Raw genomic sequence first — 21,322 nt, 5'->3', positions numbered from 1 at the left:
AACGTCGCGATTGTGCGTTAGGCGACCTGCGAAACGGCAGTCACAGACGTTTACCTGGGATTAACGGTAGCCGACATCTCAGGCGGCAGGAAGCGGAGTCTCTGGTAGTTTAATCCACTTTCTGGCGTATTCTTGATGCTTGTCACGTCTAAGGGTTGAATTTGCGCGATTTCGTCCTCAGCACTGGCCATGATCTCATTGATCAATTGCGCGCCTATCGCCTGAAGGTTGGTCTGGCTCAGGCTGATATCGCGTGGAAACTTGGCTTCTCGACAGCGACGGTCTCGCGCTGGGAGCGCGGCATGGCTGAGCCCGATCTGCGCGCGACGGGCGCCATCGTCGATTTCCTGCGCCGGGCGGACGCGCAGACCGAGCGGCGCCTGCTCGCCTCCATCCTCGCGTCGGGGGAAAGCCGCAATCTCTGGGAGGGGCGGGATATCCGCTATCTCGGCGGGTCTCAGCAGGAATATCGCGAGAGCCCGGAAATGCGCGCCGTCGTCGGCACCAGCATCCGTCGTTTCCTCACCGGCCATTATCGGGCGTGCATCGAGGATCAGGCGCTGGTCGCCGGTCTCTATGCCCGCGAGGTGGCGAGCGTCGAGATCTATGGCGGCCCCGCTTTGTCGGTGACCTCCATTCCCGAAGGCTATGTTCAGATGAAGCGGCTGTCCTTCCAGTCGGAGATGCGCGGCATCATCCGCGGCGACACCCATTCGATCCTTATTCCGAAGGCCCAGGCGCAAACCACCTCGGCCGTCATCGTGCACAGCTGGGATACGCTGTCGCGGCGACCCTGAGGAGGGCTTTTGCGCCTTGCCGCTGCCCGCCCAATCCGCTAGGAAACCGGCAACGGAAATACAGGAAATTCGGGTATCCCGATGAGCGAAAAGCAGAAAAAACCCCAGAAGCTGAAAGCCCGCCTGCCGCGCGGCTTCGTCGACCGCGACGCGCTGGACATCCGCGCCGTGGGCGAGATGACGGTCAAGATCCGCGAGGTCTATGAGCGCTACGGCTTCGATCCCGTCGAGACCCCGCTCATGGAATATACCGATGCGCTCGGCAAGTTCCTGCCCGACAGCGACCGCCCGAACGAGGGCGTCTTCTCCGTTCAGGACGACGACGAGCAGTGGATGAGCCTGCGCTACGACCTGACGGCGCCGCTCGCCCGCCATGTCGCGGAGAATTTCAACGAGATCCAGCTGCCCTACCGCACCTATCGCGCGGGTTACGTCTTCCGCAACGAGAAGCCCGGTCCCGGCCGCTTCCGCCAGTTCATGCAGTTCGACGCCGACACGGTGGGCGCAGCCGGCGTGCAGGCCGATGCCGAAATGTGCATGATGTTCGCCGATACGATGGAAGCGCTCGGCATTGCCCGCGGCGATTACGTCATTCGCGTCAACAACCGCAAGGTTCTGGACGGCGTGCTGGAAGCGATCGGCCTTGGTGGCGACGACAAGGCGGGCGCGCGCCTCACCGTGCTGCGCGCCATCGACAAGCTCGACAAGTTCGGCCCCGAAGGCGTCAGGCTGCTGCTCGGCGCCGGCCGCAAGGACGAATCCGGCGACTTTACCAAGGGCGCCGGCCTTTCCGACGACCAGATCGAAAAAGTGCTCTTCTTCGTCGGCATCAAGGACTATGCCGAAAGTGCTGCCGACCTCGCCAGGCTGCTCGAAGGCAGCACGCGCGGTGGCGAAGGCGTCGATGAACTGAACCAGATCGGCCACCTCGTCACCTCTGCGGGCTATGGCTCCGACCGCATCAAGATCGACCCCTCCGTCGTGCGCGGCCTTGAATACTACACCGGCCCCGTCTTCGAAGCCGAACTCCAGTTCGCCGTCACCAACGAGAAGGGCGAGAAGGTCGTCTTCGGTTCGGTCGGCGGCGGCGGCCGTTATGACGGTCTCGTCTCGCGCTTTATGGGCCAGCCGGTGCCGGCCACGGGCTTTTCCATCGGCGTCTCGCGCCTGATGACGGCGCTGAAGAACCTCGGCAAGCTCGGCGCTTCCGAGGTTGTCGCGCCCGTTCTCGTCACCGTCATGGACGGCGATATCGAGAGCATGGGCCGCTACCAGCGCTTCACGCAGGAACTGCGCAATGCCGGCATTCGCGCCGAAATGTACCAGGGCAACTGGAAGAAGTTCGGCAACCAGCTGAAATATGCCGACCGCCGCAACGCCCCCGTCGCCATCATCCAGGGCGGCGACGAGCGCGCCGAGGGCCTCGTGCAGATCAAGGACCTGATCGAGGGCAAGCGCCTCTCCGGCGAGATCGAGGACAACACCACCTGGCGCGAAGCCCGCGTGGCGCAGGTCTCCGTGCCGGAAGCCGAGCTGGTCGCCAAGGTGCGCGAAATCCTCGCCGCGCAGGCTGAAGACCGGGCACGGGCCGGCTGAGATGCCTCTCGTCAACCTCCCCGCCTTCGCGCCCGATCTGATCGCCGATCTTGAAAAGCTCGGCACGGAGCGCGTCGATACGCCGGTCATTCAGCCGGCCGAACCCTTTCTCGACATGGCGGGCGAGGACCTGCGGCGGCGCATCTTCATGACGGAGAGCGAGACGGGCAAGAGCCTGTGCCTGCGCCCCGAATTCACCATCCCCGTCTGCCTGCGCCACATCGAAACCGCGACCGGCACGCCGAAGCGCTATGCCTATCTCGGCGAAGTCTTCCGCCAGCGCCGCGAGGGCTCGAACGAGTTCTATCAGGCCGGCATCGAAGACCTCGGCGAGCCCGATGTCGCCCGCGCCGATGCGCGCGCCGTGCGCGATGCGCTGGCCGTGCTGAAGAACCGCCTGCCGGGTCGCAAACTCTCCGTCATGCTCGGCGACCAGTCGGTTTTCGAAGCGGTCGTCGCTGCCTGCGGCCTGCCGGCCGGCTGGCAGAAGCGGCTGGTGCATGCCTTCGGCAACCAGGCGCAGCTGCAGAAGCTGATGGCCGATCTCTCCAATCCCGCCCCATCCGGTACCTTCGGCCCGGAGGTCGAGCGCCTGGCCATCTTCGGCACCCTCCACGACGAGGCGAAACTCATCGCCCATATCGACGAGACGATGGAAGCGACCGGCTATTCAACCAATGCCAGCCGCAGCCCGGCCGATATCGCGCGCCGCCTGCGCGAAAAGATGGAACTCGCCAACACCCGTCTCGACGGCAGCACATTGGCGCTGCTCAAGGAATTCCTGGCGCTGGAACTGAGCCTTGCCGACGCCCCCCGGGCGCTCGCCGCCTTCGCGGACAAGGCCGGCCTGTCGCTCGGCGCCGCACTCGCCCGCTTCGAAAGCCGTGTTGCGGCGCTCAGCGAAACCGGCGCCGATCCGTCTGAGATCACCTACCGCGCGGCCTTCGGCCGTCCGCTCGATTATTACACCGGCCTCGTCTTCGAGATCGCGCCCGAGGGTGACACGCTGGTGCTCGCCGGCGGCGGCCGTTTCGACCGGCTGCTGACGCTGCTCGGCGCCAAGGAACGCATTCCGGCCGTCGGCTTCTCGCTCTGGCTCGACCGCATCGCAAGCGTCAAGGGGCAAGCCGCATGACCATCACCATCGGCCTGCCCTCCAAGGGGCGCATGAAGGAAGACAGTTCCGCCGTGCTCGCCCGCGCCGGCTTTCCCGTCACCGCCGTCGGCAATGACCGCTCCTATCGCGGCCGTGTCGAAGGCCGCGACGATATCGAGATCGCCTTCCTCTCGGCCTCCGAAATCTCGCGCGAGATCGCCAACGGCACCGTCGATTTCGGCGTGACGGGTGAAGACCTCGTGCGCGAGGGGCTGGCGGAAGCCGATGCCCGCGTCGAATTCTGCGCCCGGCTCGGCTTCGGCCATGCCGATGTTGTCGTCGCCGTGCCGGAAATCTGGCTCGACGTCGACACGATGGCCGATCTCGGCGACGTCGCCGCCGATTTCCGCGCCCGCCACGGCCGCCGCCTGACGATCGCCACCAAATACTGGCGGCTGACCCAGCAGTTCTTCTCCGGCAACCACGGAATCCAGCTCTACCGCATCGTCGAAAGCCTCGGCGCCACCGAGGGTGCGCCGGCCTCGGGTTCGGCCGACATCATCGTCGATATCACCTCGACGGGCTCGACACTGGTGGCCAACCATCTGAAGATCCTGTCCGATGGCGTGATCCTGAAATCGGAAGCCTGCCTCGTTCGCGCCCGCAAGGCCGAGCATGCCGGCGATCCGGTCGTGGCCGAGATCATCGAAGCGGTGCGCGGCGCGCTCTGAGGCGCGCCCTTCCAGCGCGGAAAATTTTCTCCCGTACCTGACATCGGCAGGTGTTGCGCCCTATCTCTGGGGTCCTGCACCGAGGAGTTTTCATGTCCGATCTGTCATCCTTCCCCATCACCAAGAAATGGCCCGCCAAGAACCCCGATATCCTCCAGCTCTATTCGCTGCCGACGCCGAACGGCGTGAAGGTGGCGATCGCGCTGGAAGAGCTCGGCCTTGCCTATGAGCCGCATCGCATCGAGTTCGGGCCTGATGGCGTGAAGTCGCCGGCGTTCATCTCGCTCAACCCGAACGGCCGCATTCCGGCGATCATCGATCCCAATGGTCCCGACGGCAAACCGATCGGCCTCTTTGAATCGGGCGCGATCCTCGTCTATCTCGCGGAAAAGACCGGCAAGCTGATCCCGGCCGATGCCGCCGGGCGTTATGAGACGCTGGCCTGGGTGATGTTCCAGATGAGCGGCATCGGGCCGATGTTCGGCCAGTTCGGCCATTTCCACAAATTCGCCGCCGACAAGGTCGCCAACAATCCCTATCCCGCCGAGCGTTACCGCGAGGAATCACGACGCCTGCTCTCCATTCTGGAAGAGCGGCTGAAAGATCGTGAGTGGATCATGGGCGACGACTACACCATCGCCGACATCACGACCTTCCCGTGGATCCGCGGTGCCGACATCTTCTATGGCGGCCGCGAAGCGCTGGGTTATGCCGATTTCCCGGCCGTCATGGCCTGGCTGGAGCGCTGCATCGCCCGTCCGGCAAGCCAGAAGGGCCTCGAAATCCCCGCCAAGGCCTGACGCAAACGAAAAATCCGGCGGCGGCGGCCATGTTGACGCCGCCCGCCGACGCGGGCTACGTCTGGGAAAACAGGCAAGGGACGGAATATCGTGACGGGAAGACTGGTTGTTGTGGGCGGCGGTCAGGCCGCATTCGCCCTCGTTGCCAAATTGCGTGCGCTGAAGGACGAGCGGCCGATCACCATCATCGCCGCCGAAGCGAGCCACCCCTACCAGCGACCGCCGCTCTCGAAGAAGTACCTGCTCGGCGAGGCCGATCTCTCCCGCCTGATGTTCCGTCCGGAAAGCTGGTACCCCGACAACAATGTCGACATCCGCCTCTCCACCGAGGTGACGGCGATCGACCGTGACGCCAAGACCGTGACGCTGAGCGACGGTTCGACGCTGCATTACCAGTTCCTGGCACTGGCGACCGGTGCGACGCCCCGCCGCCTGCCGGCTGAGATCGGCGGCGACCTCGACGGCGTCTTCACCGTGCGCGACTACCGCGATGCCGACCGGCTCGGCTTGGAAATGCAGGAGGGCCGCCGGGCGCTGGTTATCGGCGGCGGTTATATCGGGCTGGAAGCGGCCGCCGTCGCGCGGGGCAGGGGGCTTCAAGTCACCGTCATCGAAATGGCCGACCGCATCCTCGCCCGCGTCGCTTCCCCGGCAACCGCGACCATTCTCAAGGCCATCCACAACGCCCGCGGCGTTGATGTGCGCGAAAAGACCGGCCTCGTGCGCCTGCTCGGCGAAAACGGCCGCGTCACCGGCGCGGAACTGACCGACGGCTTTGTGCTGCCCGTCGATGTCGTCATCGCCGGCATCGGCGTGACGGCCAATGACCAGCTTGCCCGCGCTGCCGGCCTTGAGGTCACCAACGGCATTGTCGTCGATGTCCATGCCCGCACCTCCGATCCCGCGATCTTCGCCATGGGCGACTGCGCCGTGCTGCCCTTCGAGGGCAATCGGGTGCGGCTCGAATCCGTGCAGAACGCTGTGGACCAGGGCGAGGCTGCCGCCGCCGTTATCGCCGGCGGGGATGCGCCCTATGAGCCGAAGCCGTGGTTCTGGTCGGACCAGTATGATGTGAAGCTGCAGATCGCCGGCTTCTGCATGGGCTTCGACGATACATTCGTTCGTCCCGGCCAGCGCGAGGGCAGCGTTTCCGTCTGGTATTTCCGGGATGGTAAACTGATTGCGGTCGATGCGGTCAACGATGCCAAGGCCTATGTGGTCGGCAAGAAGCTGATCGAGATGGGCCGCACGCCGGAGCGGGCGGCGCTGGAAGATCCGGCGACGGACCTCAAAGCGCTGACGCTTTAGGGTTTTCGCCGCTGAGGTGTGGTGCGAGACTGTTACATACTAAAACAGTTGCATCGTTTTGATATTCGTTAAGTATGATAATAGGCAGGCCCGTCGGACGCCGCCCAATACTTTCTGAATTCACTCATTTTTTAGTCTTCTCCGGCTGAGTGGGCGTCATAGCAGCTCCCACCCGGTGAAATCCTCCATGCTCCGTATCCTGACCTGCCTGACCGTCGAGCACGACCTGCGGCTCGTGCTCCTTGCGGCGCTGATCTGCTTCCTCTCCTGCTATGTCGCGGTGACGTTGACGCAGCGGGCGCTGGTGGCGGAGGGCACGGCGCGCACTCTCTGGCTGGGCGCGGCCGGCACGTCGAGCGGCTTCGGCATCTGGGCGACGCATTTCATCGCCATGCTCGCCTATGACCCCGGCGTCGCCATGGGCTTCGACATGGAGCTGACTCTGCTCTCGCTCGGCGTCGCCATCGTCGTTACCACGATGGGGCTTGCCATTGCCACCTATGTCAACGGCCGTAGCGCCGTGACTGCCGGCGGCCTGCTGCTCGCGGCCGGCATCAGCTCCATGCATTATATCGGCATGTCCGCTGTGGAACTGCCGGGCGTGTTCACCTGGGATAGGACCTATGTTGTGGCCTCGCTCGCCTGCGCCGGGCTGTTCGGCGTGCTGGCGCTGATGTTCTGCATGCGCCCGCAGCAGAGTGTGCGTGACCGCGCGGCGGCGACCGGCCTGATGGCGCTTGGCGTGGTCTCGCTGCATTTTACAGCCATGGCGGCCGTTCGTGTCGAACCGGGCCTGATGCCGGTCAGCAATGACACGATGCTGTCGACGAGCCTCATGGTGCCGCTCATCGCGGTTGTCGCCTTCTCGCTGCTCTTCACCGGCCTGACGGCCGCCGTCTTCGCCCGCCAGGCGGAACTTGCGGCGAATGAAAGCACACGCCAGTTCGCCATGCTCGTGCAGGGCGTCAAGGACTATGCCATCTACATGCTCGATCCCGCCGGCCGCGTCGCCAACTGGAACGAGGGGGCCGAGCGCAACAAGGGCTACAAGGCGCACGAGATCGTGGGTCGGCATTTTTCGCAGTTCTACAGTGCGGAGGACCTCGCCAATGGCTTGCCGGACCGGGCGTTGCGCACCGCACGTGAGGAAGGCAAATACGAAAGCGAGGGCTGGCGTTACCGCAAGGACGGTTCGCGTTTCTGGGCCCATGTCGTGCTTGATCCCATCTATGATGCCGGTGGTGCGCTGATAGGCTATGCCAAGATCACCAAGGATGTGACGAAGGAGAAGGCCGCTGCCGACCGGCTGGCCGACGTCACCAAGAACCTCGACCTGGCGCTGGAAAACATGTCACAGGGTCTCTGCCTGTTTGACAAAGACGAACGCCTGCTGATCGCCAACAAGCGCTACAGCGAAATCTTCGGCTTCCCGGAAGGCCGCATCCAGCCGGGCATGACGCTGCGCGAGATCGTCGACCAGGGCGTCGCCGACGTCTATGCCGATCCGGAAATCTGGAAGCCGCGGGCGCGCGACATGTATGCGCGCCGCCGCGCTGCCATCCAGGCGAACGACGGCGGCGTGCTCATTGAGAAACTGTCGAACGGTGTTTCCGTGCAGCTGCGCTACCGCACGCTGCCGGATGGCGCCTGGGTTGCGACCTATGAGGACATATCCGAACGCCTGCGCTCCGAGGAGCAGATCTCCTTCCTCGCCCGCCATGACGGCCTGACCGGCCTGCCCAATCGGGCAAGCTTCAACGCCAGTCTGGAGGCCGATCTCTTCTCCGCCCGCCGCTCCGGCGGCCTCGTTGCGGCCATCGGTATCGATCTCGACAAGTTCAAGGAAATCAACGACACGCGCGGCCATGCTGCGGGCGACGAGGTTCTGACCACGCTCGCAAAGCGCATGCAGGCCTGCCTTGAGGCCGACGAGACGGTCGCACGCTTCGGCGGCGACGAATTCGCGGCCGCCAAGCGCTTCGAGGACATGGCGGATCTCACCGATTTCATCCAGCGCCTCGAAACCTGCCTCAACGACGAAATCCGCATCGACGGCTATGACATCAAGCCGGGCGCGAGCCTCGGCGTCGCGATCTATCCGCAGGATGCCGATAATGTCGAAGCACTGCTCAACAATGCCGACCTCGCCATGTACCGCGCCAAGGATGCGCTGATCGAAACGGTCTGCTTCTACGAGGTCTCCATGGACGAGGCCGCCCGCAGCCGCCGCCTGATTGCAAACGATCTCTGGCAGGCCGTCGAGCGCAAGGAATTGCAGCTGCACTATCAGGTGCAGAAGGCCGTCACTTCGGGTGAGACCATCGGCTACGAGGTGCTGTTGCGCTGGCATCATCCGGTGCGCGGCACGATCCCGCCGTCAGAATTTATCCCGGTTGCCGAAGAGTGCGGCGCCATCCTGCCGATCGGCGAATGGGTGCTGCGCGAAGCCTGCCGCGAGGCCGCGACCTGGGGCAACGACTACAAGATTGCCGTCAACCTTTCACCCGTGCAGCTCGGCAATGCCGATGTCGCCGATCTCGTGCACCGCGTGCTTTTGGAGACCGGCCTCAGCCCGCGCCGGCTGGAGCTCGAAATCACGGAATCGACGATCATCGGCGACAAGGAGCGCGCGCTCAACACGCTGCGCCGCATCAAGGCCTTCGGCGTCACCATCGCCATCGACGATTTCGGCACGGGCTATTCCTCGCTCGAAACGCTGCGCGCCTTCCCCTTCGACAAGATCAAGCTCGATCGCAGCTTCATGAGCGAGGTGGAGGCAAGCCCCGAGGCGAAAGCCATCATCCGCGCCATCCTGGCGCTTGGCCAGTCGCTGCGCGTGCCGGTTCTGGCGGAAGGCGTGGAGACGCGCAGCCAGCTCGACATCCTTCTCGACGAAGGCTGCGACGAGGCGCAGGGCTATTTCCTGGGACGTCCGGTGCCGGTGGAGCGTATCCGCATAGACACGGAGAAGAGCGAAGCGGCGTAACGCCGCTTCCTACTGCCGCTTGAAGCGCCGCCCGACCAGATCGATCTGGAAGCGCGGGAAGATGAAGACGCCGATGATCGTACCGGCGTATTTCTCCTCAAGCCCCGTCGATTCCCCGACGCAGAACACCGGCTGGCGCGGCGCGCCGTCGAGATGGATCGTCGTGGAGAAGCAGAAGGACGAGGAGGAGGCCGCCGCCTGCTCGAAGAGTTCCAGCACGCGAGTGCGGTCGAGCGGCTCGTAGCAGCGGATGAGATTGAGCAGCCCGCAGGTGCGCTGCGTCAGGCCGTGCGCCTGCGTCGCCTTATCGCCAAGCGTGAACAGGCCGTTGGAAAGGTCGCCGGTCCAGCGCTCCGTCACACAGTATTGCGTCAACAGCTCGTTGTCCGTCTCGTCGAACTCCATCGAGCCCGGCAGAAATGGCGACGAGAGATCAGTCTTGATTATCTTGAACACCTACGACCTCAGGCAGTTGCTCGAATTTGACCGACACGTCGCGGCTTGCAGGCACGCAACATGCTAAAAAGCAGTGCCGGCTGACCTCCTCGAAGTCTGCCGCCCCCACTTTCTCATGAACTGAACTGCATCCGGCTCCGTCTGTGCATGCGGATCGGACGTACGCGAGAAAACCACCGCTGCCTCTCCATTCAGGTCGTCGGCGGTTTCTATCAAAATCGTTCGGGATATCTGGCTGCACGATAAGCGGCGAAAATGATGCCGTTCCCCAGCGCCTGAACCCCTTGTGAATCTTTAAAGTTCACTTGGAGCGTCTTTATAGTGGGTTTTTTGATACCATCAACGGCTTTTTGATAATTATTGTACAAATGGTCAAAATCTTTTTTCCGGAAACGATACAGGTCCGGCGGCGCAATAAAACAAAAAGGGCGGCCCGAAGACCGCCCTTTCCGTAACTGAACCGGATGGCTCAGATATAAGACCCGAAGGTCTTACATCATGTCCATGCCGCCCATGCCGCCCATGCCGCCAGGCATGCCGCCCGGTGCATCCTTCTTCGGCAGTTCGGCGATCATGGCTTCCGTCGTGATCAGCAGCGAAGCAACCGAAGCAGCATTCTGCAGAGCCGTGCGGACAACCTTGACCGGGTCGACGATGCCGAGGGCGATCAGGTCGCCGTATTCGCCGGTCTGGGCGTTGTAGCCGTAGTTGTCTTCGTTCTTCTCGAGGATCTTGCCGACGACGATGGAGGCTTCGTCACCAGCATTGTCCGCGATCTGGCGAACCAGGGCCTGGAGGGCCTTGCGGATGATGTTGATGCCGGCTTCCTGGTCGTCGTTCTCACCCTTGACGGTGATCTTCGTGGACGAACGGAGCAGGGCTACGCCGCCGCCCGGTACGATGCCTTCCTGAACGGCAGCGCGCGTCGCGTTGAGGGCATCGTCGATGCGGTCCTTCTTTTCCTTGACTTCGACTTCCGTCGAGCCGCCGACGCGGATGACGGCAACGCCGCCAGCGAGCTTGGCAAGACGTTCCTGCAGCTTCTCGCGGTCGTAATCGGAGGTGGTTTCTTCGATCTGGGCCTTGATCTGCGCGACGCGGCCTTCGATTTCAGCCTTCTGGCCGGCACCGTCGACGATCGTCGTGTTTTCCTTGGAGATCGAAACCTTCTTCGAACGGCCGAGCATGTCGAGCGTTACGTTTTCGAGCTTGATGCCGAGGTCTTCGGAGATGACCGTGCCGCCCGTCAGGATGGCGATGTCTTCCAGCATGGCCTTGCGGCGGTCGCCGAAGCCCGGAGCCTTGACGGCAGCGATCTTGAGGCCGCCACGCAGCTTGTTGACGACGAGCGTAGCAAGCGCTTCGCCTTCGACGTCTTCAGCGATGATGACCAGCGGCTTGCCGGTCTGGACGACGGCTTCGAGAACCGGGAGCATCGCCTGGAGGTTCGAGAGCTTCTTCTCGTGCAGGAGAATGAAAGCGTCTTCGAGGTCGGCGACCATCTTTTCCGGGTTGGTCACGAAGTAGGGCGACAGGTAGCCGCGGTCGAACTGCATGCCTTCGACGACTTCGAGTTCCGTTTCGGCGGTCTTGGCTTCTTCAACCGTGATGACGCCTTCGTTGCCGACCTTCTGCATGGCTTCGGCAATGTCGAGACCGACCTGCTTGTCGCCGTTTGCGGAGATCGTACCGACCTGAGCGACTTCTTCCGAGGTGTTGATCTTCTTGGCCTTGGCCTGGAGATCCTTGACGACTTCGGCAACGGCGAGATCGATGCCGCGCTTCAGGTCCATCGGGTTCATGCCGGCGGCAACGGCCTTGTGGCCTTCGCGAACGATAGCCTGGGCAAGAACGGTAGCGGTCGTCGTGCCGTCGCCGGCGATGTCGTTGGTCTTGGAGGCGACTTCGCGAACGAGCTGGGCGCCCATGTTCTCGAACTTGTCTTCCAGTTCGATTTCCTTGGCGACGGAAACGCCGTCCTTGGTGATGCGCGGAGCGCCGAAGGACTTGTCGATGACGACGTTACGACCCTTCGGGCCGAGCGTTACCTTGACTGCGTCTGCGAGGACGTCGACGCCACGCAGCATCTTTTCGCGCGCGGTGCGGCCGAATTTGACTTCTTTGGCTGCCATTGTGAAAGCTCCTGAATAGGTATCAGCGAATTGCGGAAAGGGTTATCGGCTAATCAGCCGATGACGCCCATGATGTCGGCTTCCTTCATGATCAGAAGGTCTTCGCCGTCGAGCTTGACTTCGGTGCCCGACCACTTGCCGAACAGGACGCGGTCGCCGACCTTGACGTCGAGAGCGACGATTGCGCCCTTGTCGTCACGGGTGCCGGTGCCGACGGCGACGATTTCGCCTTCCTGCGGCTTTTCCTTGGCGGTATCGGGAATGATGATGCCGCCCTTGGTCTTGGCTTCGGACTCAACGCGACGAACGACGACGCGGTCGTGAAGCGGGCGGAAGGTGGTGCTTGCCATTGTCTAATCCCTCGATCGAATGACATTGCGGATCCCTAGTGGATCCGATGATTGATGTTAGCACTCACCGATTAGGAGTGCTAGCGGCCTTGAAGTAGGCGTCGGCGTCTTACGAGTCAAGAACGCCGCTCTCAAATTATTTCGCCTGCCATGGTTACCGCAGCCCGGCAGATGGTGGCGATATCGCATGCCATCAAGTCAACACCGTGAATTTCCGTCTCTTTCCCTGTGGGCGGAGCAAAATTGCGGGAAGAGGCTTGTTTTCTTTGTCCCGCTTTGCAATGTCGGGCTTCGACCTTGAGACGGGACTTCCTGATGGCTGAACGCATCCAATCCTTCCGCGACATCGCCGCGCAGTACGACGTGGTGCTCTGCGACGTCTGGGGCGTCCTGCACAATGGCGTGGAGGCGTTCTCCTATGCCACCGAAGCGCTCGCCGAAGCGCGCAAGGCGGGCCTCACCGTCGTGCTCATCACCAATTCGCCGCGCCCGCATCCGGGCGTGAAGGTGCAGATCCGCGGCCTCGGCGTCACCGATGATGCCTATGACCGCATCGTCACCTCGGGCGACGTCACCCGCGCGCTGATCGCCGAAGGACCGAAGAAGGTCTATTTCATCGGCGCGGAAAAGGACCTGCCGCTGCTCGATGGCCTCGGCGTCGAAACCGTTGGCATCGACGAGGCCGGCATCGTCGTCTGCGCGGGCCTGCGCGAGGACGAAAAGGAAACGGTCGAGGATTACCGCGAGGAGCTGACGGCGCTTGCGCAGCGCAAGCTGTCCTTCATCTGTGCCAATCCCGATCTCGTCGTCGAACGCGGCCACAAGCTCATTCCCTGCGCCGGGGCGCTGGCGAAATTCTACGAGGGACTGGGCTGCACGACGCAGATCGCCGGCAAGCCGCATCGTCCGATTTATGAAAAGTCGCTTTCCGAGGCGCGTGACGTGCGCGGCGCCTTCGATCTCAGCCGCGTCATCGCGGTCGGCGACGGCATGCCGACGGACGTGCGCGGCGCTGAAGCCTATGGCCTCGACGTGCTCTATATTTCGGGCGGCATTCACGCCCAGCATTATGTGGAAGCCGGCCGCACCGACGAGGCCAAGCTCGCCGCCTTCCTCGTCCAGGAAAACACCCACCCGAAATGGTGGATGCCCCGGCTTCAGTGACGGAGACGGTCGTCATGACGGTATTTCACAGGAACGAAACCCGGCAGCCGCTGCCCGAACATCTGCGCGGCGGCGTCATCGCCATCGGCAATTTCGACGGCGTGCACCGCGGCCATCAGGCCGTCTTGCAGCGGGCGCTGGAGATCGCCGCCGAGCGCGGTATCCCGGCGCTGGTGCTGACCTTCGAGCCACATCCGCGCACCGTCTTCCGCCCGGAGACACCCGTCTTCCGCCTGACGCCCGCGCCGCTCAAGGCGCGCCTTCTCGAAGGCATGGGCTTTTCGGCCGTCATCGAATATCCCTTCGACCGTTCCTTCTCCGAAATCTCGGCGCATGACTTCATCCGCACCGTGCTGATGGACTGGCTGCATGCCTCCGAGGTTGTCACCGGTTTCGATTTCCATTTCGGCAAGGGCAGGGAAGGCGGCCCGGCCTTCCTGATGGCCGCCGGCCAGGACAACGGTTTTGGCGTGACGCTGGTCGACGCCTTTCGCGACGAAAACGCCTCGGTCATCTCTTCCAGCTTCATCCGCAAGCTGCTCGGCGAGGGCGCGGTGGTGGAAGCCGCCGGTCTGCTCGGCTATCATTATACGGTCGAGGCCGAGGTCATCGGCGGCCAGCAGCTTGGCCGCACGCTCGGCTATCCCACCGCCAACATGCAGCTTCCGCCGGAAGTGGAGCTGCGCAACGGCATCTACGCCGTGCGCTTCCGCCGTCCCGATGGCAGCCTGCATGACGGTGTCGCCAGCTACGGCCGGCGCCCGACAGTGACATCGAACGGCGCTCCGCTGCTCGAAACCTTCCTGTTCGATTTCGCAGGCGATCTCTACGGCGAAGTTTCCGCCGTCTCCTTCTTCGGGCATCTCCGCGACGAGTTGAAGTTCGACGGGCTCGATGCGCTCGTCGTGCAGATGAAGCGCGACGAGGAGGAGGCGCGGGCGCTGCTCTCTGGCGTCAAGCCGCTCGGGCCTATCGACCAGCGTCTCTGTTTCTGATCGCAAACCGCGTTGGCGTCTTTTCAAAACGCTGAAAAGGCCGTAAGACCGCGCGCATGATGCTCCACCGGCTGACCATCGATCTGCGAATTAGTGGCCCGGCCTTCCGCGCGCTCTGAGCGAGGCCGGAAGGTCCGGGATTTCGGGCGTTTTCGCAACGCCCCCGCCGTCATTGCCGGTGCAGATGACAGATATTCCCCCGCATGCGCGAAAGACGCGCGACGAGACGATAGCCATATCCATGACCGATACACCTGAAAAAGTCGATTATTCGTCCACCCTCTACCTGCCGCAGACGGACTTTCCGATGCGCGCCGGCCTGCCGACCAAGGAGCCGGAAACGGTGGCCCGCTGGCAGCAGATGGGCCTTTACAAGAAACTGCGCGCCTCGGCCGCCGGCCGTGAAAAGTTCGTGCTGCACGATGGCCCGCCCTATGCCAACGGCAACATCCATATCGGCCACGCGCTGAACAAGATCCTCAAGGACGTCATCAACCGCTCGTTCCAGATGCGCGGCTATGATGCCAACTACGTGCCCGGCTGGGACTGCCACGGCCTTCCGATCGAATGGAAGATCGAGGAAAAGTACCGCGAGAAGGGCAAGAACAAGGACGAGGTTCCGGTCAACGAATTCCGCAAGGAATGCCGAGACTTCGCCAGCGGCTGGATCAAGATCCAGGCCGACGAGTTCAAGCGCCTCGGCATCGAGGGCGACTTCGACAATCCCTACACGACCATGGCCTTCCATGCGGAGGCGCGCATCGCCGGCGAACTCCTGAAGATCGCCAAGAGCGGCCAGCTGTATCGCGGCTCCAAGCCCGTCATGTGGTCGGTCGTCGAGCGCACGGCGCTGGCCGAAGCCGAGGTCGAATATGCCGATGTCGAGAGCGACATGATCTGGGTGAAGTTCCCGATCGTGGAAGGCGCCGCCGATCTCAAGGGCAATTCCGTCGTCATCTGGACGACCACGCCCTGGACGATCCCCGGCAACCGCGCCATCGCGTTTTCCTCGCGCTATCCCTATGGCCTGTTCGAGGTCGAGAGCGCGCAGAACGATTTTGGCCCGCAGCCCGGCGAAAAGCTGATCTTCGCGACGCGTCTTGCCGATGAGGCGGCCGCCAAGGCGAAGCTCACCTTCAAGTTCGTGCGCGACATCGCGCCGGAAGAGCTGGCGGCGCTCACCTGCGCCCATCCGCTGAAGGACCTCGGCTACACCTTCCCGGTTCCGCTGCTCGACGGCGACCACGTCACCGACGATGCCGGCACGGGCTTCGTGCACACCGCGCCCAGCCACGGCCGCGAGGACTTCGACGCCTGGACGTCGAAGGCCCGCGAACTGGAAGCGCGCGGCATCTCGTCGAAGATCCCGTTCCCGGTGGACGACGCCGGCTTCTACACCGCAGATGCCCCCGGCTTCGACGGTGCCCGCGTCATGGACGACAACGGCAAGAAGGGCGATGCCAACGAGCGCGTTATCAAGGCGCTGATCGCGTCGAACACGCTGTTCGCCCGCGGCCGCTTGAAGCATTCCTATCCGCATTCCTGGCGCTCCAAGAAGCCGGTCATCTTCCGCAACACGCCGCAATGGTTCGTCTATATGGACAAGGAACTCGGCGACGGCACCACGCTGCGCTCGCGCTCGCTGTCGGCCATCGATGAGACCCGCTTCGTACCTGCCAGCGGCCAGAACCGCCTGCGCGCCATGATCGAGGGACGCCCGGACTGGGTTCTCTCGCGCCAGCGCGCCTGGGGCGTACCGATCGCCATCTTCGCCGACGAGAACGGCGAAGTGCTGGTCGATGACGCTGTCAACGCCCGCATCCTCGAGGCCTTCGAGAAGGAGGGCGCCGACGCCTGGTTCGCCGAGGGCGCCAAGGAACGTTTCCTCGGCAACGACCATGACGCGGCCAAGTGGACGCAGGTGATGGACATCCTCGACGTCTGGTTCGATTCGGGCTCGACGCACACCTTCACGCTGGAAGACCGCCCCGACCTGAAATGGCCGGCCGACGTCTATCTGGAGGGCTCCGACCAGCATCGCGGCTGGTTCCACTCGTCGCTGCTCGAAAGCTGCGCGACGCGTGGCCGCGCGCCCTACAATGCCGTCGTCACCCATGGCTTCACCATGGATGAGAAGGGCGAGAAGCAGTCGAAGTCCAAGGGCAACGTCGTTTCGCCGCAGGACGTCATGAAGGAATCGGGCGCCGATATCCTGCGCCTCTGGGTCATGACCACCGACTACTGGGAAGACCAGCGCCTCGGCAAGACGATCATCCAGACCAATATCGACGCCTATCGCAAGCTGCGCAACACGGTGCGCTGGATGCTCGGCACGCTGGCGCACGACACGGGCGAGGAGATCGCCCATGCCGACATGCCGGAGCTGGAAAAGCTGATGCTGCACCGGCTGGCGGAGCTGGATGCCGTCGTGCGCGAAGGCTACGATGCCTTCGACTTCAAGAAGATCGCCCGCGCGCTCATCGACTTCTCCAACGTCGAGCTCTCGGCCTTTTACTTCGACGTCCGCAAGGATGCGCTCTACTGCGACGCCCCGTCCTCGTTGAAGCGCCGCGCCTCGCTCTGCGTCATCCGCAAGCTGTTCGAGTGCCTCGTCACCTGGCTCGCTCCGATGCTGCCCTTCACCATGGAAGAGGCTTGGCTGTCGCTGAAGCCCGATGCCGTCTCGGTCCATCTCGAGCAGTTCCCTGCGGTCCCGGCCGAATGGCGCGACGATGCGCTCGAAGCCAAGTGGGACAAGATCCGCCAGGTTCGCTCGGTCGTGACGGGCGCGCTGGAAATCGAGCGTCGCGAGAAGCGTATCGGCGCGTCGCTGGAAGCGGCTCCGGTCGTGCATATCGCCGATCCGGAGCTTCTGGCAGCGCTCGACGGTCAGGACTTTGCGGAAATCTGCATCACCTCGGCCATCACGCTCGTTTCCGGTGAAGGCCCGGCGGAGGCCTTCCGACTTGGCGATGTCGCCAAGGTCTCGGTCGAGCCGAAGCTGGCAGAGGGCCGGAAATGCGCCCGTTCCTGGCGCATCACGACGGATGTCGGTTCGGATGCCGACTATCCCGACGTCTCGGCGCGTGACGCCGCCGCACTGCGCGAAATCGGTTTCCGCCGCGCGGCGTAACAACCTTCACTCTGTTGACGGCCGGTGATTCCGGCCGCCAACACCAGCGTGTGAATTGCGCTTGCGGTTTTCATCCGCTATTGCTGCCTGAAAATGGTCGGATTGTTCCGCCATGGCACGGCGGTGTATTGCCTGCTCGGGTTTCGGCGTACCGGCTCTGCTGGAAGGGTTTGATGGGAATGATGCGACATATTCGGGTGCATGCCGGACTTCTCGGCCTCATTGGCGGAAGCCTTCTCCTCACCGGTTGCATGGGCCCGACCTATGGCACGAGCAAGTCCTCCGGCGAGCAGCTGCTGGACGACCTCGGCAATGCCGTGATGATCCAGACGCCGGATGCCGACGCCGCCAAGAAGATCCGCTACCAGCCGCGCGGCGCGCTCGTCGTGCCGGGCAACAAGGAAGCGCTGGTCACGCCGCAGCAGTCCGTCGCCAGCAAGGACAATGCCGGCTGGATCGAAAGCCCGGAAGACATGCGCGACCGCCTGCGCGCCGAGGCCGACGAGAACAAGGACAACAGCCACTACCGTTCGCCGCTCGCCTCGCAATCGACCACGAACCACAACCTGACGACCGCCCAGCAGACCGCCGCCTATCGTGAAGGCCGCCGCATCCAGCAGGGCGCCTATTCCGACAAGCGCCGTTATCTGAGCGACCCGCCGCTGGATTACCGCCGCATGCCTGCGGAGGCCCAGGCCGATCTCGGCGAACCGGAAAAGGTCAAGGAACGCCGCCGCAAGAAGGAGGCGAAAGCCGCCAAGCAGACGGGTTCGAAGTGGTGGCCGTTCTAAGGCCATGACCTCCTACCGCATTCGTCCTGCGGTCGCGGCCGATGCCGCGATCATCCTGCGTTTCATCCGCGAACTCGCCGACTACGAAAACGCGCTCGCCGAAGTGGCAGCGACGGAAGAAAGCGTGGCCGCCTCGCTGTTCGGCGAAGGCTCGATCAGCCGCGCGGCGATCTGCGAAACCGTCGATGGCGATCCGGCAGGCTCCGCCGTCTGGTTCAAGACCTATTCCACCTGGCAATCGAAGAACGGTCTTTATCTCGAAGACCTCTATGTCACGCCCGCCCATCGCGGTGGCGGCGTCGGCAAGATGCTGCTGCGCCACCTCGCGCGCACCGCCATTGCCGAGGGCTGCGGCCGTTTCGAATGGAGCGTGCTGGACTGGAACGAGCCGGCGATCCGCGTATATGACGCGATCGGCGCTGAGCCCCATCCGGAATGGCTGCGCTATCGCCTGTGGGGCGACAAGCTGAAGGCTTTTGCCGAAGGCTGACTAGCGCCGCCCGGCGAAGAAATCCCTGAGAATGTCGGCCGCCTCGGTGCCACTCAGGCCGGAATAGACATCCGGCGCGTGGTGGCAGGTCGGCTGAGCAAAGAACCGCACGCCGCTTTCCACCGCGCCGCCCTTGGGATCGTCTGCGCCATAATAGAGCCGGCGGATGCGGGCGAAGGAAATCGCGGCGGCACAGAGCGTGCAGGGCTCCAGCGTCACGTAGAGATCGGCCCCCGTCAGCCGCTCCTGGCCGAGCTTTCTGGACGCTTCGCGGATGACGGCGACCTCGGCATGGGCGGTCACGTCGTTCTCCGCGCGGGTGCGGTTTCCGGCCTGCGCGACGACCTCGCCGTTCAGCACCAGCACGGCGCCGACGGGCACTTCGCCCCGCTCGCCGGCGGCGCGCGCCTCAGTCAATGCAGCCTCCATGAAGCGATTTGTCATCAACGGCACGAATTCCTCTTAACCCCGGACGCCTGACCTGATAGGACACGGCAAAACGCAGGCAGCACAAATGACATTCAAAGACAAGCCGAAACGGCCGGGCGACAAGCCCGCGGGCCGCGATTCCAAGCCGCGTGGCGCCGCATCGGCGGCCGCGGGCAAGAAACCTTTTGCAGCCGGCAAGAAGCCGGGGGCGAAACCCTATGGCGAAAAATCCGCTTCGCGCGATGCCAGACCGGCCCGCGCCGCCAAACCTGCGCCGCAGGTTTCGGCCGGTGCCGAACTGGCGCCCGAGCGCATTTCCAAGTTGCTGGCGCGCGCCGGCGTGGCCTCGCGCCGCGATATCGAGCGCATGATCATGGAAGGCCGCGTCAGCGTGAACGGCACGGTGCTGGATACGCCCGTCGTCAACGTGACCTTCGCCGACCGCATCGAAGTGGACGGCATGCCGATCCGCGGCATCGAGCGCACGCGCCTCTGGCTCTACCACAAGCCGGCCGGCCTGGTGACGACCAATGCCGACCCGGAAGGCCGCCCGACCGTCTTCGAAAACCTGCCGGACGACCTGCCGCGCGTCCTGTCCATCGGCCGCCTCGACATCAATACCGAAGGCCTGCTGCTCCTGACCAATGACGGTGGTCTCGCCCGCATGCTCGAACTGCCGACGACCGGCTGGCTGCGCCGCTACCGCGTGCGCGCCCACGGCAAGATCGAGCAGGCCGATCTCGACAAGTTGAAGGAAGGCATCGCCGTCGACGGCGTGCTCTACGGCGCGATCGAGGCGACGCTCGACAAGGCGCAAGGGTCCAATGTCTGGATCACCATGGGTCTGCGCGAAGGCAAGAACCGCGAGATCAAGAACGTGCTCGGCGCGCTCGGCCTCGACGTGAACCGCCTGATCCGCATTTCCTACGGCCCGTTCCAGCTCGGCGAGCTGCCCGAGGGCCATGCCCAGGAGGTGCGCGGCCGCACGCTGCGCGACCAGCTCGGCCCCCGCCTGATCGAGGAAGCCAAGGCGAATTTCGACGCGCCGCTCTTCGACCACAAGGGTGGCGAAGAGGAGGAAGCACCGGCCTGGAAGACCCGCGAGACGGCCGCACGTCCGGCCCGCGACGAGAAGCCGGGCGACCGCCGAGAGCAGGCGCGTGCTCGTCTCGACACCAAGCGCGACGACCGTTTCGGCGATAAGCCCCGTGGCGACAGGCCGCGTGGTGACAAGCCGCGCGATGGCGGGCGTGACCGTGGTTTTGGCGACAAGCCGCGGGGCGACCGCGATTTCCGCGATCGCGACGACAGCAACCGTTTCGATGCCAAGCCGAAGCACGAGCCGGCGGCGCGTGCCCGCAAGTCCAATGTCTGGATGGCGCCCGGTGCGCGGCCGGTTGCCGAAAAGAAGGCGGAGGCCGAGGAGGGCGTGAAGCGTGAGACGCGGGAACGTCCCGAAGGCGCGCCGAAGACCAAGCGTTATGGCCGTACAGCCGATGGCGCTCCGACCCGTTCGGCTAAGAAATTCGACCCCGACCGCAAGGGACCGGCCCGTGGCCGCCCCGGTGGCGACAAGGTCGAGAAGCCGCGCATCCTGAAGACGCGCGACGAGGACGGCGAATGGATCCGCGCCAGCGAGACGGAAGGCCGTGACGAAGGTCGCGGCGGCTTCGGCCGCCCGCGTTCCGGCGCCGGCGACGACCGTGCGCCCCGCGGTTTCGGCGACCGTCCGCCGCGTGGTGATCGTCCTTTCGGTGATCGCAAACCGCGTGGCGATGGCGAGCGTTCCTTCGGGGACCGCAAGCCGCGCGCAGACGGTGAGCGTTCGTTTGGCGACCGCAAGCCGCGTGCAGAAGGCGAACGTTCGTTCGGAGATCGCAAGCCCCGCGCCGAGGGGGAACGTTCCTTCGGGGATCGTCCGCCACGTCGCGATGGTGGCAAGCCATTTGGCGCAAAACCGGGTGGCGGCAAGCCCGGCGGTGGAAAATCCTTTGGCGGCAAGCCGGGCGGACGTCCCGCCGGTGGCAAGCCGGCCGGTGGCCGCCCGCGCGGCAAGGGAAAGTAAACG

17 protein-coding genes are annotated in these 21,322 nt (G+C 64.1%); 13 read left to right on the top strand and 4 right to left on the bottom strand.

Annotated features, from left to right (window positions below; translation table 11 throughout):
* Positions 1-161 precede the first annotated feature (161 nt).
* The 7 genes from AC27VQ_RS16425 to AC27VQ_RS16395 all read left to right on the top strand — a co-directional run bounded on the left by AC27VQ_RS16425 (position 162) and on the right by AC27VQ_RS16395 (position 9,314).
* Positions 162-797 carry a helix-turn-helix domain-containing protein gene (locus AC27VQ_RS16425; protein WP_421591856.1) on the top strand — a complete coding sequence of 212 codons (636 nt, stop codon included), beginning with the start codon at positions 162-164 and terminating at the stop codon, positions 795-797.
* 81 nt (positions 798-878) lie between these two features.
* Positions 879-2,393 (top strand): histidine--tRNA ligase, encoded by a 1,515-nt coding sequence (hisS, locus tag AC27VQ_RS16420; RefSeq protein ID WP_488717098.1) that lies wholly within the window; start codon positions 879-881, stop codon positions 2,391-2,393.
* Between the two features lies 1 nt (position 2,394).
* Positions 2,395-3,528 (top strand): ATP phosphoribosyltransferase regulatory subunit, encoded by a 1,134-nt coding sequence (locus AC27VQ_RS16415; protein WP_488717097.1) that lies wholly within the window; start codon positions 2,395-2,397, stop codon positions 3,526-3,528.
* On the top strand, positions 3,525-4,220 hold the full coding sequence (gene hisG, locus AC27VQ_RS16410) for an ATP phosphoribosyltransferase (protein WP_313527791.1): 696 nt from the start codon (positions 3,525-3,527) through the stop codon (positions 4,218-4,220). Before AC27VQ_RS16415 ends, hisG begins: the two co-directional genes overlap by 4 nt.
* Positions 4,221-4,312: 92 nt before the next feature.
* The gene (locus AC27VQ_RS16405) at positions 4,313-5,020 is read left to right on the top strand and encodes a glutathione S-transferase family protein (RefSeq protein WP_488717096.1); all 708 of its coding nucleotides are present in this window, start codon (positions 4,313-4,315) and stop codon (positions 5,018-5,020) included.
* A gap of 90 nt (positions 5,021-5,110) precedes the next feature.
* A complete protein-coding gene (locus tag AC27VQ_RS16400) occupies positions 5,111-6,328 on the top strand; it encodes an NAD(P)/FAD-dependent oxidoreductase (protein ID WP_488717095.1) in 1,218 nt (405 codons plus the stop codon).
* 187 nt (positions 6,329-6,515) lie between these two features.
* Complete coding sequence (locus AC27VQ_RS16395; RefSeq protein WP_488717094.1) at positions 6,516-9,314, top strand: bifunctional diguanylate cyclase/phosphodiesterase; 2,799 nt, start codon at positions 6,516-6,518, stop codon at positions 9,312-9,314.
* 9 nt (positions 9,315-9,323) lie between these two features.
* On the opposite strand, the gene AC27VQ_RS16390 is transcribed toward AC27VQ_RS16395, so the two are convergent.
* The 3 genes from AC27VQ_RS16390 to groES all read right to left on the bottom strand — a co-directional run bounded on the left by AC27VQ_RS16390 (position 9,324) and on the right by groES (position 12,252).
* Positions 9,324-9,770, bottom strand: coding sequence for a hypothetical protein (locus tag AC27VQ_RS16390; RefSeq protein ID WP_313527799.1), 447 nt, complete (start codon positions 9,768-9,770; stop codon positions 9,324-9,326).
* 491 nt (positions 9,771-10,261) lie between these two features.
* Positions 10,262-11,902, bottom strand: a complete 1,641-nt coding sequence (gene groL / locus AC27VQ_RS16385; RefSeq protein ID WP_313527801.1) for a chaperonin GroEL — start codon at positions 11,900-11,902, stop codon at positions 10,262-10,264.
* 53 nt (positions 11,903-11,955) lie between these two features.
* On the bottom strand, positions 11,956-12,252 hold the full coding sequence (gene groES, locus AC27VQ_RS16380; protein WP_117368581.1) for a co-chaperone GroES: 297 nt from the start codon (positions 12,250-12,252) through the stop codon (positions 11,956-11,958).
* A 315-nt stretch (positions 12,253-12,567) separates the two neighbouring features.
* Here groES and AC27VQ_RS16375 point away from each other — a divergent pair, with 315 nt between their 5' ends.
* The 5 genes from AC27VQ_RS16375 (at position 12,568) to AC27VQ_RS16355 (ending at position 18,825) form a co-directional block, all read left to right on the top strand.
* Entirely contained in the window at positions 12,568-13,416 is an 849-nt protein-coding gene (locus tag AC27VQ_RS16375; RefSeq protein ID WP_488717093.1) for a TIGR01459 family HAD-type hydrolase, read from the top strand.
* 14 nt (positions 13,417-13,430) lie between these two features.
* A complete protein-coding gene (locus AC27VQ_RS16370; protein WP_313527808.1) occupies positions 13,431-14,411 on the top strand; it encodes a bifunctional riboflavin kinase/FAD synthetase in 981 nt (326 codons plus the stop codon).
* 241 nt (positions 14,412-14,652) lie between these two features.
* The gene (gene ileS, locus AC27VQ_RS16365; protein ID WP_488717092.1) at positions 14,653-17,544 is read left to right on the top strand and encodes an isoleucine--tRNA ligase; all 2,892 of its coding nucleotides are present in this window, start codon (positions 14,653-14,655) and stop codon (positions 17,542-17,544) included.
* Positions 17,545-17,717: 173 nt separating this feature from the next.
* A complete protein-coding gene (locus AC27VQ_RS16360) occupies positions 17,718-18,335 on the top strand; it encodes a hypothetical protein (protein ID WP_488717091.1) in 618 nt (205 codons plus the stop codon).
* Between the two features lie 4 nt (positions 18,336-18,339).
* Entirely contained in the window at positions 18,340-18,825 is a 486-nt protein-coding gene (locus tag AC27VQ_RS16355; protein ID WP_313527814.1) for a GNAT family N-acetyltransferase, read from the top strand.
* Here AC27VQ_RS16355 and AC27VQ_RS16350 read toward each other — a convergent pair whose 3' ends face one another.
* Positions 18,826-19,269 (bottom strand): nucleoside deaminase, encoded by a 444-nt coding sequence (locus AC27VQ_RS16350; RefSeq protein WP_488717090.1) that lies wholly within the window; start codon positions 19,267-19,269, stop codon positions 18,826-18,828.
* 70 nt (positions 19,270-19,339) lie between these two features.
* On the opposite strand from AC27VQ_RS16350, the gene AC27VQ_RS16345 reads away from it, so the two are divergent.
* Entirely contained in the window at positions 19,340-21,319 is a 1,980-nt protein-coding gene (locus AC27VQ_RS16345) for a pseudouridine synthase (RefSeq protein WP_488717089.1), read from the top strand.
* Positions 21,320-21,322 lie beyond the last annotated feature (3 nt).

The organism is Shinella sp. 20P9.1.1, assembly GCF_057798995.1.
This window is presented reverse-complemented; position numbering and strand designations above follow the sequence as displayed.

What these genes read in the sequence shown, in the direction of transcription:
- hisS (WP_488717098.1), top strand. Translation starts at nt 879, where the DNA reads ATGAGCGAAAAGCAGAAAAAACCCCAGAAGCTGAAAGCCCGCCTGCCG.
- AC27VQ_RS16415 (WP_488717097.1), top strand. Translation starts at nt 2,395, where the DNA reads ATGCCTCTCGTCAACCTCCCCGCCTTCGCGCCCGATCTGATCGCCGAT.
- hisG (WP_313527791.1), top strand. Translation starts at nt 3,525, where the DNA reads ATGACCATCACCATCGGCCTGCCCTCCAAGGGGCGCATGAAGGAAGAC.
- AC27VQ_RS16405 (WP_488717096.1), top strand. Translation starts at nt 4,313, where the DNA reads ATGTCCGATCTGTCATCCTTCCCCATCACCAAGAAATGGCCCGCCAAG.
- AC27VQ_RS16395 (WP_488717094.1), top strand. Translation starts at nt 6,516, where the DNA reads ATGCTCCGTATCCTGACCTGCCTGACCGTCGAGCACGACCTGCGGCTC.
- groL (WP_313527801.1), bottom strand. Translation starts at nt 11,902, where the DNA reads ATGGCAGCCAAAGAAGTCAAATTCGGCCGCACCGCGCGCGAAAAGATG.
- groES (WP_117368581.1), bottom strand. Translation starts at nt 12,252, where the DNA reads ATGGCAAGCACCACCTTCCGCCCGCTTCACGACCGCGTCGTCGTTCGT.
- AC27VQ_RS16375 (WP_488717093.1), top strand. Translation starts at nt 12,568, where the DNA reads ATGGCTGAACGCATCCAATCCTTCCGCGACATCGCCGCGCAGTACGAC.
- AC27VQ_RS16370 (WP_313527808.1), top strand. Translation starts at nt 13,431, where the DNA reads ATGACGGTATTTCACAGGAACGAAACCCGGCAGCCGCTGCCCGAACAT.
- ileS (WP_488717092.1), top strand. Translation starts at nt 14,653, where the DNA reads ATGACCGATACACCTGAAAAAGTCGATTATTCGTCCACCCTCTACCTG.
- AC27VQ_RS16360 (WP_488717091.1), top strand. Translation starts at nt 17,718, where the DNA reads ATGGGAATGATGCGACATATTCGGGTGCATGCCGGACTTCTCGGCCTC.
- AC27VQ_RS16355 (WP_313527814.1), top strand. Translation starts at nt 18,340, where the DNA reads ATGACCTCCTACCGCATTCGTCCTGCGGTCGCGGCCGATGCCGCGATC.
- AC27VQ_RS16350 (WP_488717090.1), bottom strand. Translation starts at nt 19,269, where the DNA reads ATGACAAATCGCTTCATGGAGGCTGCATTGACTGAGGCGCGCGCCGCC.
- AC27VQ_RS16345 (WP_488717089.1), top strand. Translation starts at nt 19,340, where the DNA reads ATGACATTCAAAGACAAGCCGAAACGGCCGGGCGACAAGCCCGCGGGC.